Source organism: Paenibacillus germinis (assembly GCF_013141785.1).
Taxonomy (GTDB): Bacteria; Bacillota; Bacilli; order Paenibacillales; family NBRC-103111; genus Paenibacillus_E; species Paenibacillus_E phytorum.
The window spans coordinates 164,002-176,828 of sequence record NZ_WHOC01000149.1; the positions used below are offsets into that span (position 1 = coordinate 164,002).

The following is a 12,827-nucleotide window of genomic DNA, read 5'->3' on the forward strand; positions in this document are numbered from 1 at the left end:
AAGCTATATATTCATGAATGGTAGACGTCTTATTCAACCTAATTCCCCTTATCTTCTAAGACAGGTTGGAAAGGCTTCCTGCTCACAGTGCCCGATTCACCTTCAACCAGCATCTCAATTTTCTTCTCCACTTGTTCAAGCTTTACACCGCACAAATGGGAGAGCCGAACGCCTTCCTGATACAGCTCAATGGCTTTCTCCAAAGGCACATCTCCGCTTTCCAATTGGGCAACTATGCGCTCCAACTGTTCAATGGCCAGTTCAAAGCTAACTTCCGTTTCACTCGTTGACATCTTTGTTCTCCTCCATCCCCGATACCTGACAATTCAACCTTCCGTCTTTGAGACGAATCTTAACGAAATCTCCTACCTTCACTTGGGAGACTGAACGAATGAGCTCCTGCTCTTGTTCGTCGTACGCCAAGCTGTAGCCCCGCTGCATGACCTTCAACGGGCTGAGGGCGTCCAAATGACGGACGCCAGACTGCCACTCCTGCTTCTTCGTACGCAGGAGGGTCTGCATGGCCGTGAGCATCTGCCGCTTGGAAGTATCCAAGCGCCGCCTTGCGGACACGGCCTGCTCTTTGGGATTGAAGCTGGATAAGCGGCGCTCCAGCTTCAATCGCCGTTCCGCCAGCAGCGTTAGACGCTGGCGCATGCGAAACCTAAGCTGCTCCGCCAGCCGGTCGAGTCGCTCCACAGGCTGCATCAGCAGCTGCCTGCGGGGGTTCGTTAGGAACGGGGAGCGCTTCGCGCGCTCCAGCCGTTCCTGCTTGCGGCGCAGCTGCTGGAGCAGCCCGTAGTGCAGCCGCTGCGCTTGCTGCGACAGCTGCTGCTTCAGCTCGAGGTGGTTCGGCACCGCGAGCTCAGCCGCCGCCGTAGGCGTCGGCGCTCTCAGATCGGCGACGAAGTCTGCGATCGTGAAGTCCGTCTCGTGGCCGACGGCCGAGATAACGGGAATCGCGGAGGCTGCGATAGCCCGCGCAACGGCTTCCTCGTTGAATGCCCAGAGCTCCTCGAGCGAGCCGCCGCCGCGGCCCAAGATGAGCACGTCGGCTTCTCCGAGCCGGTTCATTACTTCGATCGCCTTGACGATCGAAGGGCCTGCTTGCGCTCCCTGTACCAGTACCGGGTACAGAAGAATCTGGACCGACGGGTAGCGGCGCTGCAGCGTGATGATGACATCACGCACAGCGGCTCCTGTCGGAGACGTAATCACGCCGATCGCGCGCGGAAACCGAGGAATCGGTTTCTTGCGCTCCGCCGCGAACAGTCCTTCCCCTTCGAGCTTCTTCTTGAGCTGCTCGAAGGCCATATACAAACTGCCAATGCCATCTGGCTGCATCGCAGTCACATAGAACTGATACGCTCCGTCTCTTTCATATACGGAAATATTACCGCGAGCGATCACTTTCGTTCCCTCTTTCGGTATAAAACCGAGCTTCTGGTTATGAGAAGCAAACATGATGCTTTTTAGCCTGCCATCCGCATCTTTCATCGTAAAATACATATGACCGCTGGAATGGTGAGTGAAATTAGAGATTTCCCCACGAACCCAAACATCCTGCAGACGGGAATCGCCCTCTAGCATGAGTTTAATATACCGGTTCAAGTCCTTGACAGATAAGATCTTCGTCTCGTTTCTCGCCATACTCCTTATTAAACGCTCACATTCGCTTTAGCTGCACGGCCCGCTGCATCAACCGTGTTGCGAAGCAGCATGGTAATGGTCATTGGACCTACGCAACCTGGTACGGGTGTGATGCTACTTGCAACCTCTTTAACCGCTTCGAAATCAACATCCCCTGTCAGTTTGCCGTCAGCAGGGCGATTCATCCCCACATCGATAACGACAGCACCAGGCTTCACGTGATGAGCTTTAATCAAATGCGCTTTACCAACAGCAACAACAAGAATATCCGCTTGTTTCGTGATTTCCTCCATATTCGGAGTACGAGAGTGAACAACAGATACCGTTGCATGCTCGCGCAGAAGCAGCAAAGCCATTGGTTTGCCTACGATGTTGCTTCTTCCTACAACAACAGCGTGCTTACCAGCTATTTCGACTCCTGTGCGTTTTAGAATTTCAATAACACCATGCGGTGTACATGGCTTCATACCATCTTTGCCAATCATCAAGTTACCGACATTAACGGGGTGGAAACAATCTACGTCCTTAAGCGGATCAATTTCATCAACAACTGCCTCTTCATTGATATGCTTAGGCAGTGGTGATTGAACTAGAATGCCGTTAATTCGGCTATCGCTATTAATTTTATGAATAAGTGCAATTAACTCTTGTTGCGTTGTATTTTCCGGCAAACGATGTACTTCGGAATAAATCCCTACATCATCGCAAGCTTTCGCTTTGTTTCTTACATATACCTGTGAAGCCGCATCTTCTCCCACAATAACAACGACAAGACCAGGCTGGTTGCCTTGCGCAGTAAGCGCGGCCGCATCCGACCTGATCTCCTCACGGATGGAACTCACGAGTTCTTTCCCATTAATAACTTGTGCAGACATGTTATTTCCCCCTAAGAGTTTTGTGAAAAACGTAATGGCTATATATAAATGGTTGAATTATCGATATTAATTAGGACGGTGTTACTTTGCCCTTTAAATCTTCAACTTCTTTAATCATTTTACCAAGTACACCGTTAACGAACTTACCTGACTCCTCCGTGCCATAATGCTTCGCCAAATCAATCGCCTCATTGACGACAACTTTAGGTGGAACATCATCTCTGTACAGCATTTCATAAACAGCCAAACGCAACACTTCACGATCAATCCGTGAGAGCCTGTCCATTGCCCATCCCTTTAAGTACTCTTCAAGCAGTTCATCAATTCTAACTTTGTTACTGTATGTACCCTCAACGAGTTCAATAATGTATAGAGGGTCAATTTTGTCTCCGGAAAAATTCAACTCTGTTTCATTATCATGCTCTGCTTCATGAATCGCAATTTGGACAGCTTCCTGAGGTGTAGCCTCATTCATCTGGATTTGGTAAAGGCTTTGTACGGCAATTTCTCGTGCAACTCTGCGTTTCATTGTGGTCCTCCTAAAAGTTTTCGCCAGAAAACTGACTTCTTAAGCAATCATGGATGTAATTCGTCCCAAGGATAAACGACTCCGTCGTCTTTCAGGGACGAGCGCGTTTGTCAAGGTTGATGCGAAGCTACAGTATAAAACTTATACTTTCTTATCAACTAAAAAACTCTTTTTACTAGTATACGTCATATTGGAATGAATCCAAACAAAAAAATCCATGGTAGAACCAGGGATTTTAGCGAAACATTCTCCATTTTTGCGTGAGATAGCGCCAAATGTCTTCAAGAATGACGAAACTTTCTTTCCGATCCAGTTTGTTCCCTACATAAAAGCCGAGCAGAACAATGAATCCAAAGATCAACATATCCCAAAAACCAAAAAATAAATAAATGAAGCCGAAGAAAACGCCTGCTGCCACTCCGATCACTTTGCCCCTATGGGACTCCCACAGCTCATTCCACATGAGTGGGTTCACCTCTATTCGACTCGGCTTTTAAAAGTTGGGGCTGATTGCACGATGTTCGCTACGAATACGGTTACGGAAGCTACAGGAATGCCAGTAATATCTTCAATGTAACTTTTCACAGTACTTTGCATCTCTTCAGTAAGTTCTGGAATCGAACTTTCCCCATCCACAATGGTTCTGATCGTAATTTCTAGACCTGATTGATTCACCCTTACACGGGCACGTAAATCTTTGGCACCTTTGGTACGACCAGCGGCTTTCAAAGATAAATTCTCAACCGTTTCAATCGAGATTCGAATATCTCCGAAATCCGTTCGTTGGTCGATGGATGGCGCTTGAGAACGACCGCGACGCAGCGTTAAAATGAGGAAACGAACTGAGATCAACAGCATGATCAAGCTGATGATAATCGCTGGGTACGCAAAGCTTTTTTCGAAATAAAAATGACTTAACACTTGACCTGCTTGTTCTAACGGGATCCAGCTCGAAGCTGTGAACAAAACAACGATAGAAGCAATTAGAATAATTAGGCTATAGAGAAGTAGCAAGAGCCTGTCCACAATTTTACCCACGTAAGCTTGTCCCCTTCCTATAGTTAGAGGAAACCCCCTGCAACCTGTAGGGGGTTTCAATTGATCCATATGGATTCAGCAGTTCCGCCTATTTCACCCGATGGGCAGCTGCTGTTTCTTCTTCAACCGGTTTATCTGCCAGTTTAAAATGAACATCATGAATATGAACGTTGACTTCAACAACGTTTAAGCCTGTCATCGATTCAATTGCCTGCTTCACATTTTGTTGAATGTCGCTTGCAACTTCCGGAATTCGATTGCCATATTCAATAATGATGGAGACGTCAATGGCTGCTTCACGTTGTCCGACTTCTACCTTTACGCCTTTGGACAAATTCTTCCGTCCAAGCAATTCAGCAATGCCGCCAGCTAATCCGCCACTCATCCCCGCTACTCCTTGCACTTCCACCGTTGCCAAACCGGCAATGATTTCGATAACCTCGGGGGCAATTTGGATGCTGCCCATGTCTGTTTTGACGTAATCCGGAGCGATTGTGCTCATTGTGGCACCTCCTTAGAGTTTTGCGCCAGTAAAACTGGCTTCGTAAGCATAATCTGAGTTTGTGAAACAAACTTTCTTCATAAGCATTTCCTTGCTTGATCCATGGTTTGGATAAGCCATCTTAATTTATTACTATACCATTTCGCCAAAAATATGACAAATGTTTGTCTAAGATTCTGGATCATTGACATCATGCTCTTCCAAGAACTTAATATCATGGTCACCCTTGATAAATTTCTTGTGCTCAAGCAGTTTCAAATGGAATGGAATCGTCGTGTTCACACCATCCACCGCAAACTCGGTGAGCGCTCTTTTCATGCGGGCAATCGCTTCTTCTCGCGTATTTCCCCAAACAATAAGCTTAGCGATCATGGAATCATAATGTGGCGGGATTGTATAGCCCGGATATACCGCGCTGTCGACACGTACGCCAAAACCACCTGGCGGCAAGTAAAACTTCACTTGACCCGCTGACGGCATGAAGTTCCGATTCGGATCTTCCGCATTCACACGACACTCGATAGCCCATCCATTGATGCGGACGTCCTCTTGTGCAAAAGATAATGGATTACCTTCTGCTACACGAATCATCTCTTGAATGATATCAATTCCTGTAATCATTTCGGTTACGGGATGCTCAACCTGGATTCTCGTGTTCATTTCCATGAAGTAGAAGTTACCATCAGGACCGAGTAGGAACTCAAGTGTTCCTGCACCGGAATAATTAACGGCTTTCGCTGCACGAACGGCCGCTTGCCCCATCGCTGTGCGTGTTTCAGCTGTTAGAATTGGACAAGGAGCTTCTTCAACAAGCTTCTGTCTACGACGCTGTACGGAACAATCACGCTCACCTAAGTGAACAACATTACCGTGTTTATCCGCTATAATTTGAATCTCAACATGCTTCATGCCTGTCAAGTATTTCTCCAAATATATACCTGCGTTGCCAAAAGCATTTTGTGCTTCTTGCTGCGCAGCCGTAATCTGCTGTACGAGTGTTTCCTCGTTCTCGGCAATACGTATACCTTTACCGCCGCCGCCTGCTGTCGCTTTAATGATGATCGGGTAACCGATATCTCTAGCAATAACGATTGCGTCGTCAATGTTCTCAACCAAACCGTCTGAACCAGGAATGATCGGTACTCTCGCTTCTTTCATCGTTTGCTTGGCAACCGCTTTATCACCCATTCGGCTTATCGCATCTGGGGATGGACCGATAAATGTAATATTACAGCTCTCGCAAATTTCTGCGAAGTCCGCATTTTCAGCTAAGAAGCCGTATCCTGGATGGATCGCATCACATTCTGTTAGCGTAGCAACACTCATCAAGTTCGTGAAGTTTAAATAGCTGTCCTTGGAGGCAGTCGGCCCAATACAATAGGCTTCGTCGGCTAGACGCACATGAAGCGCATCACGATCAGCTTCCGAATAAACAGCCACTGTATAAATGCCAAGCTCACGACAAGCTCGGATAATACGAACAGCAATTTCTCCGCGGTTCGCTATTAGGATTTTATGAAATTTCATTATTTTTCCTCCTAAGAGTTTTCCGTTAGGAAAACTTGCATCATAAGCGTGTACTGAGTTTTGCTCAAGCAAAACTGCATCATAAGCAGAAGCTTACTAATCGCTTACTCTGGTCTAACTAAAAATAAAGGCTGTCCGTACTCAACAAGCTGACCGTTATCTACGAGCACTTCAACGATTTCACCTTTAATTTCAGCTTCGATTTCATTCATCAATTTCATAGCTTCCACAATACAGACAACGTTTTTGTCGCCTACTTTGGAGCCAACACTTACGAAAGGAGCAGAGCCAGGAGAAGCAGATTGATAGAAAGTTCCTACCATCGGTGAAACTATCTTATGTAAAGATGAGTCCTCTTGCTTAACATGTCCATTAGTCGCAGGGATAGAAGCTTCGAGAGCGGCAGCAGGTGCTGTGTTAGCAATGTTTGCTTGACCGATCGGAGCATACGTGTGTTGAACGGGGGCCGTTACATAGACAGACTCCGTTTTATTCGGCTTGCGAATAGAAAGGCGTGCACCTTCATTTTCGATTTCAAGCTCTTGTAAAGAGGATTGATCGACGAGTTTGATCAACTCTTTGATTTCACTCAATTTGAACATTCATGTCACTCCTTCAAGGTTGGTGAACCAGTAAAAAATGCGGTTTCATAGCCGCAACGTATGTATTATACCCATAAACGCAAGAAATGGAAAGAGTCCAGTTTGTCCGGACCCTTTCCATTGCCATCTTGGGCAGGCTAATCTCACCTCTTTTTACTAAGGACGAACATATTGAATCTTAATATTTTCCGGACCAGTACCAAGCTCTTTCATCACCATATCAACGATTGTTACACCTTGGCTTTTCTCCAATTTATCGCTTTGAACTGTCACTTTCCACTTGTTTCCATCTTGATTAATGATGGCTTGCGGGAAGTCTTTCATAAGCACATCTTGTAAATTTTCTACTTTATCTTGAATATCTGTCAGTTTTGCTAAGTCATTTGTCGCTTTGGCTACAGCTTCAGGTGTCTTCTTAGAATCGATAATGATTTCCATTAAATCAGAGGATGTTTTGCTGAAATAATCTCTTTGTTTCATTTGCTCATTGGTGAAATAATCGCTAGCTGATGTTGTTCTCGCTTGCTCTTCAACGATCTTCAGAACTTGATCATCCGTTTTGGCCGTATTTGGTTTAGTCGCTTTGGAAGCATCTTGCGTCGTTGTTGTTTTAGCATCGGTTTTAACATCGGTTTTCGCGTCTGTTTTTGTTGAATTTTGCGGTGTTACAGCTTTCGTGTCGACTTTTGCATCTCCGCCAGTTGTCGCTTTCACATCTGTTTTCGCAGCATTCGCAGGGTCAACCTGACTCATATCAATCTTCACTTCTTGTGTTTTATTGATCGTTTCCGTTGTGGCTAAATCGAGCTTATTGACATCCTCTGTGAACAGATAATAGGCGGAAAGCACCACCATTAAACTAAGCATAGATACGAGCCAAATTGTTTGTCTTTTCGCATTCATTGAAATTCCTCCTCAATTTTGATTTACTATAATACATTCATCCCCCTGTTTTGCGGGGTAAAATAGAGATCCTGCTCGCTTGCACATCAAGTCCTCGCTCTACAGCTTCTGTAATCATTTTTTTCACTGTGAGATTCTCGGCGCCTTTGGCGACAACGATTACGCCTCTGATTTTCGGTTTAATGTATTTGAGCACAAGCGGTTTCTGGTCACCGGAAACTTGATAGACAACCACTTCACCACTCCGCGTTACCTGGGATATATTCCGTGTCGCTCCACCATTGTCGCGTTCTGTCGTCATTTGCTGATTGTCATTGTAATTTTTGTCGACTGTCATTTCTTCCGTCGACTCAATTGTAACGAGCACTTCAACATCGCCTACGCCAACAATTTTTTGTAAAATCTCCTTCAATTGTGTTTGATAGGCCGCTTCATAATCGTGAAAGGTAGAATTTTCTTTGGATGCACTGTTGAGAAATGTTTCTTTGCTAGGTTGTGGAGAGGCTCTGCCCGCATTGATGGGATCAACATCTTTTACAGTCATAAATGCATTCATAATCATCAGCGCAGCTCCCAAGAGTCCAATCATAACGACCCACAAGAGAGTGTTCTTGCGTTTGGGTCCTCCCGGACCTCCGCCGAATTTGTGCTCCATCCATTGCAGCAATGTTCCCACCCTATCACCTCGCAATCCTTCCATTCCGTTGTTTCAATTGAATATCAATCTGTGCAGGCTCCACGATCCAATCACGCACGATTTTTTGCTTGAGATGGTCAACCTCTTGCTCCATTCGTGACGATAACTTAGGCAGAGCAGCTGCTTCTTTGTCGCTTGGGTTACTTCCCTGCAGCTTCGTGGTTGGTTCGATCCGTATCGGATCCATTGGCTTGACTGGCTCCATGACTGCTATGCTTTTGGAGGCTGACGTTGATTGTACCTGTTTCGTCGTTTCTATATCATCAAGGGTTACCCTGACTTTCGTTATAGCGGGTTTCCCGTTATTGTCGATTTGCGCCAGCACCTGAACGTCTTGGATGATCAGCTCTGTTTGCTTCTGTAAATCCTCTTTCATTAACTCAGCCAGCTGTGTTTGAATCATTTGCTGTGATTGTTTTTGTCCTGCTTCTTGAAGCTTTTGGGCATCCTTCGTAATCACATCGAGCGATTTCATAAATGGATTGCCACCGCCGCTGCTCGCAAGCATTGTTTTATCGTTTTGCCGCTGCTCCGCTTGACCGATCAATTGATCAATGTCCCAATCCTTCTGAAACAATTGAAGTACTGGAGATAACAGCGTAAGTAAGATGAATAAACTCATAACTGTTTTGACATATCGCTGCATCGTATTACTGGGAAGTAGTAGATCAACAAATGTACCCAACATAATGACCATAATGACGCTTTTTAGCCATCCCGCTAACCAATCCATAGCTGCCTCCTTTCACCGCATCATCACGGAGACATTACTGATCGTAATCATGATCGTTAGAGCTAAAAAGAACATTAGGCTGACGGCTGCCAGTGCCGCAAACACATAAATTAAGCTCTTACCTATCGTTTGCAAGCAAGCGATAATCGGACTATCTCCCAAGGGCTGCATGATCGCTGCGGATAAGTTATAGATGAAAGCTAGCGTTAAAATTTTGATAGCCGGAAACGCACACAACAAGATTAGAATGACAACCCCAACGAGTCCAATTGCATTTTTCACAAGCAGCGATGCCCCAATCACTGTCTCAGTTGCATCCGAGAATAAGCGGCCCACAACGGGGACAAAGTTTCCGGTAATGTATTTTGCCGTTCGAATCGCAACACCATCTCTAACCGCTCCCGCAGTTCCTTGAATCGATATAACGCCGAGGAAAACCGTGACGAATACTCCCAGCATACTTAAACTTATTGTTCGCAGCAGGTTCGCCAGCTGGGTGACTTTGTATTTCTCACTTAGGGAGCTTACGATGTGCAGAACAGCCGAAAAGAACAACAAAGGGAATATAAATACATATATCGCTGTGCCAACTGAATGGATCATGAATACAATCAGAGGATGTAAAATCGCCACAGAAGTGACATTTCCCATTGAGGCCAAAAGAGTTAAGAGCAAAGGAACAATGGCAATCATGAATTGAATCATGGAAGAAATAGCCGTTTTGGCATAACCGATTGCTACGCTGAAGCTGTTGATTGCTATAATGATCAAAACCATATAGATAATTGAATAACCAAGCTTGCTGACCGTGTTTCTTTCAAATGAGCTTTGCAACGTTTCTAGAATCATACTGAAGATTGTCAGAATAACGATCGAAGCAAGCAGCTTTCCATTAATGATGATTTCGTGGAATACATAGCTTAGCAACCCTTTGAAAATGCTCTTCATGCTAATGCCTTTGGTCCCAAGGAGCAATTCCATGAAGGTTGGCGTCTTACTTTCAGGGAAGTAACCGCCGTAATCCTTCATGAGCTTATCCCAATATTGCTCAACAGGTTCCGTATTCAGATGGTTGGCCTGCTCCTTGATAATGACATCCGTAGGCGATTCAGCTGCCATAGTGCCCGTCAATCCAAGCCATAAGCCCATTGTCATTATGAATAAAATAATCCATCGGTTGTTCAGCTTCTGGTGCGAATAAAGTAGATTCATATAGGTCACTCCTCATGGATCATCCTAAGCAGGGAGCAGTTTAACGACGGTCTCAATGATGACGGTTATGATCGGAATAGCCATCACCATAATGAGCACTTTCCCGGAAAGCTCGATCTTGGAAGCAATGGATTCTTGGCCGGCATCTCGCACGATTTGAGCACCGAATTCAGCGATGTAAGCAACACCAATGATTTTCAGAATCGTTTTGAGAAAAACCATATTGATACTTGACTTTTGAGCTAAATCCTCGAGCACCTGGATGACAGAGGAAATTTTACCGATCAGGAACAAGAAAATCATGATGCCCGTAAATGCTGCCAGCAAAAAGGCGAACATTGGCTTCTGCTCTTTGATGATGAGCGTTAATATCGTAACGATGAGTCCTAAACCTACGATCTGGATGATTTCCATCAGGCCCACCTCATTGGAATAGGAAGATCGTTTTGATTTCTTTAAATAAATGATCGAGCATACTGACGACCATAAAGAGCACGACCACGAAGCCAATGACCGTGACCCAGTGTGCCATATCCTCTTTGCCCATCTGCTTGAGCACCGAATGGATCATCGCGATGATGATGCCGATGCCGGCGATCTGGAAAATGGCATTCACATCTACGTTCATTCCAGGCACCTCACTCTGTTGACAAGGAACTCACTTGTACGGCCAAGTATCCCTTGCTACCCTTAATACATCAATATCACGATCAATGCTCCGATTAAGACACCGAGGCTTTTCCACATTTTCTCGTAGCGCCTCTGCTCTTCCCTAGACTCGGTTTCTTCCGTTTGAAGTTGGCTAATAGCAAGCCGTAAATGTTTGATTTGATCACTTCGATCTGTGAGTCCGAGAACGGCTCCGAGCTGCAGCACCACTTCTTGTTCCGCTTGCTTCATCGAAGTTCTTGTCCATACATCATTGACACTCCATTGCCAAATCTCACGAGTTGATTTACCGTCACTCTTCAATAAACGCTCTGAAGTTATTCGAAATAAGGAAGAAAGCGGTTCTGCGACCTGCTTGCTGAGTGAGGCGAATGCTTCAGGCAGCGGTGTGAGTGCGTACATGATTTCCGTCTCCATTCTCCCTAACGCACTGATAAGGCCACGGATTTGCTTGGGACGCCTTATATAGTGAGCAGCCTTTAGGAAACCAAATAATGTAGCAGCACCAATAATAAGAACCCCTCCGACAAATTTCAGCATCTACATCACCCTTTACGCACAGGATAGAGTTCCAAAGGCTTGCCCTGACAATCCAAGACGCGGTGCGTTGCTAGTTCACCTTTTCTTCTATGCAGGATGACATACCTTGTGAATACACCCTCATCCAACAGCTGCTTCAGAACCGGCCTCCTGCGTACATCCTCATAATCCGCACCATGCGCAGTGGCTACGACGCGAATCCCGGTATGAACTGCCTCATGGATGGCGATTGCATCTTCTGGACGCCCAATCTCATCCACAATCAGGACATCCGGTGATAACGACCGAATCATCATCATCATGCCTTCCGCCTTCGGGCAACCATCCATTACGTCAGTTCGTGGCCCAAGATCGAATCTAGGCACTCCTTTGACACAAGCAGCCAGTTCTGATCGTTCATCCACGACACCCACTTTCTTACCAGCCGTCGATACGTTATTCACCCCCCATTCACCCCGGCTAATCAATCTAGCCAGATCACGTATGAGCGTGGTTTTCCCATGCTGTGGAGGCGAAATGATCAGCGTATGATGGATGCTTCTCAGCAAAGGATCGAATAGCTGTGGTAACACCTCTTGGCCGACACCTTGTATCTCGCGGGCAATCCTTATGTTGAAAGAACTCACATCACGTATTTGCTTGACATGTCCTTGATCCAAAACGGTTCGCCCAGCTAGTCCTACTCGATGACCTCCAGCAATCGTGATATAGCCTCTACGCAGCTCTTCTTCGAAGGTATACAAGGAATGATTCGTGAGCATCTCTAGCAACGTAAGACAATCCTGACGTGTTGGCTTGTATGCCTTCGTTTCCTGAGTCACCATCTCCCCCCGTTCACCCACAAAGGTATAACGATCACCCCAACTAATCTCTAGGGGCCGTGACTCTCTCACCCTTATTTCTTCAACACTAGCTTGTACGTCCGGCGGCAGTCCGGCTAAGAGAAACCGGAAAGTTTGAGGTAGTAAGTGCACAATCGAATCGAGCATAGGGAGACATCCCTCCAAGTTGTCCAGTCTTCTATACTCATTTCTATGCTTAATAGAAAGAAATATGACCGATTACTTTTTTAAAATACCAATAAAGAGACAACTTACTCCCGCAATCACCCAGAGCATTTTGCCAATTGATAGTTTCTCTGCTATTCCTACTAATCCAATCGTCGTTGTTGCTAGAAGTACTAGAGGACCTACTAGAGCCAGCCCTGAGTTCACCAGCAGCGCTTTCTCCACCGTCGCCAGCCTCAGCATCACAATGGCTGCGATAATCTCAATGCTCCCCGACATCATCCTCAGCGATGCCATCGTTAGGACAATTTTGTTCATTTCTTTCTACTCCTCCTCGTAAAAA

General features: G+C 45.8%; 18 protein-coding genes. All 18 read right to left on the reverse strand.

Annotation, left to right across the window (positions count from 1 at the left end):
* Positions 1 to 38 precede the first annotated feature (38 nt).
* On the reverse strand, positions 39 to 293 hold the full coding sequence (gene xseB / locus GC102_RS28175) for an exodeoxyribonuclease VII small subunit (protein ID WP_057306412.1): 255 nt from the start codon (positions 291 to 293) through the stop codon (positions 39 to 41).
* Entirely contained in the window at positions 280 to 1,650 is a 1,371-nt protein-coding gene (gene xseA, locus GC102_RS28180) for an exodeoxyribonuclease VII large subunit (protein WP_171692449.1), read from the reverse strand. The genes xseB and xseA overlap by 14 nt, the downstream gene beginning before the upstream one ends.
* An 8-nt stretch (positions 1,651 to 1,658) precedes the next feature.
* Positions 1,659 to 2,525, reverse strand: a complete 867-nt coding sequence (gene folD / locus GC102_RS28185; RefSeq protein WP_171692450.1) for a bifunctional methylenetetrahydrofolate dehydrogenase/methenyltetrahydrofolate cyclohydrolase FolD — start codon at positions 2,523 to 2,525, stop codon at positions 1,659 to 1,661.
* A 70-nt stretch (positions 2,526 to 2,595) separates the two neighbouring features.
* Entirely contained in the window at positions 2,596 to 3,054 is a 459-nt protein-coding gene (gene nusB / locus GC102_RS28190; RefSeq protein ID WP_047673943.1) for a transcription antitermination factor NusB, read from the reverse strand.
* Between the two features lie 235 nt (positions 3,055 to 3,289).
* The gene (locus tag GC102_RS28195; protein WP_171643485.1) at positions 3,290 to 3,517 is read right to left on the reverse strand and encodes a DUF2273 domain-containing protein; all 228 of its coding nucleotides are present in this window, start codon (positions 3,515 to 3,517) and stop codon (positions 3,290 to 3,292) included.
* Between the two features lie 14 nt (positions 3,518 to 3,531).
* The gene (amaP, locus tag GC102_RS28200; RefSeq protein WP_171692451.1) at positions 3,532 to 4,092 is read right to left on the reverse strand and encodes an alkaline shock response membrane anchor protein AmaP; all 561 of its coding nucleotides are present in this window, start codon (positions 4,090 to 4,092) and stop codon (positions 3,532 to 3,534) included.
* 88 nt (positions 4,093 to 4,180) lie between these two features.
* A complete protein-coding gene (locus GC102_RS28205) occupies positions 4,181 to 4,594 on the reverse strand; it encodes an Asp23/Gls24 family envelope stress response protein (protein WP_171643488.1) in 414 nt (137 codons plus the stop codon).
* A gap of 168 nt (positions 4,595 to 4,762) precedes the next feature.
* The gene (gene accC / locus GC102_RS28210; RefSeq protein ID WP_171643490.1) at positions 4,763 to 6,121 is read right to left on the reverse strand and encodes an acetyl-CoA carboxylase biotin carboxylase subunit; all 1,359 of its coding nucleotides are present in this window, start codon (positions 6,119 to 6,121) and stop codon (positions 4,763 to 4,765) included.
* Positions 6,122 to 6,225: 104 nt separating this feature from the next.
* A complete protein-coding gene (gene accB, locus GC102_RS28215) occupies positions 6,226 to 6,723 on the reverse strand; it encodes an acetyl-CoA carboxylase biotin carboxyl carrier protein (RefSeq protein ID WP_171692452.1) in 498 nt (165 codons plus the stop codon).
* Between the two features lie 156 nt (positions 6,724 to 6,879).
* Positions 6,880 to 7,626, reverse strand: coding sequence for a SpoIIIAH-like family protein (locus tag GC102_RS28220; protein WP_171692453.1), 747 nt, complete (start codon positions 7,624 to 7,626; stop codon positions 6,880 to 6,882).
* Positions 7,627 to 7,663: 37 nt separating this feature from the next.
* Positions 7,664 to 8,302 (reverse strand): stage III sporulation protein AG, encoded by a 639-nt coding sequence (gene spoIIIAG / locus GC102_RS28225; RefSeq protein WP_171643495.1) that lies wholly within the window; start codon positions 8,300 to 8,302, stop codon positions 7,664 to 7,666.
* 4 nt (positions 8,303 to 8,306) lie between these two features.
* On the reverse strand, positions 8,307 to 9,056 hold the full coding sequence (spoIIIAF, locus tag GC102_RS28230; protein ID WP_171692454.1) for a stage III sporulation protein AF: 750 nt from the start codon (positions 9,054 to 9,056) through the stop codon (positions 8,307 to 8,309).
* 12 nt (positions 9,057 to 9,068) lie between these two features.
* Complete coding sequence (gene spoIIIAE / locus GC102_RS28235; protein ID WP_171692455.1) at positions 9,069 to 10,268, reverse strand: stage III sporulation protein AE; 1,200 nt, start codon at positions 10,266 to 10,268, stop codon at positions 9,069 to 9,071.
* Positions 10,269 to 10,292: 24 nt separating this feature from the next.
* Positions 10,293 to 10,682 (reverse strand): stage III sporulation protein AD, encoded by a 390-nt coding sequence (gene spoIIIAD, locus GC102_RS28240; RefSeq protein WP_057306424.1) that lies wholly within the window; start codon positions 10,680 to 10,682, stop codon positions 10,293 to 10,295.
* Positions 10,683 to 10,692: 10 nt separating this feature from the next.
* Positions 10,693 to 10,896, reverse strand: a complete 204-nt coding sequence (spoIIIAC, locus tag GC102_RS28245; protein ID WP_029197158.1) for a stage III sporulation protein AC — start codon at positions 10,894 to 10,896, stop codon at positions 10,693 to 10,695.
* Positions 10,897 to 10,958: 62 nt separating this feature from the next.
* On the reverse strand, positions 10,959 to 11,477 hold the full coding sequence (gene spoIIIAB / locus GC102_RS28250; protein ID WP_171692456.1) for a stage III sporulation protein SpoIIIAB: 519 nt from the start codon (positions 11,475 to 11,477) through the stop codon (positions 10,959 to 10,961).
* 5 nt (positions 11,478 to 11,482) lie between these two features.
* Entirely contained in the window at positions 11,483 to 12,466 is a 984-nt protein-coding gene (gene spoIIIAA / locus GC102_RS28255) for a stage III sporulation protein AA (protein WP_171692457.1), read from the reverse strand.
* Between the two features lie 72 nt (positions 12,467 to 12,538).
* Complete coding sequence (locus tag GC102_RS28260; protein WP_171692458.1) at positions 12,539 to 12,802, reverse strand: YqhV family protein; 264 nt, start codon at positions 12,800 to 12,802, stop codon at positions 12,539 to 12,541.
* Positions 12,803 to 12,827: the final 25 nt, after the last annotated feature.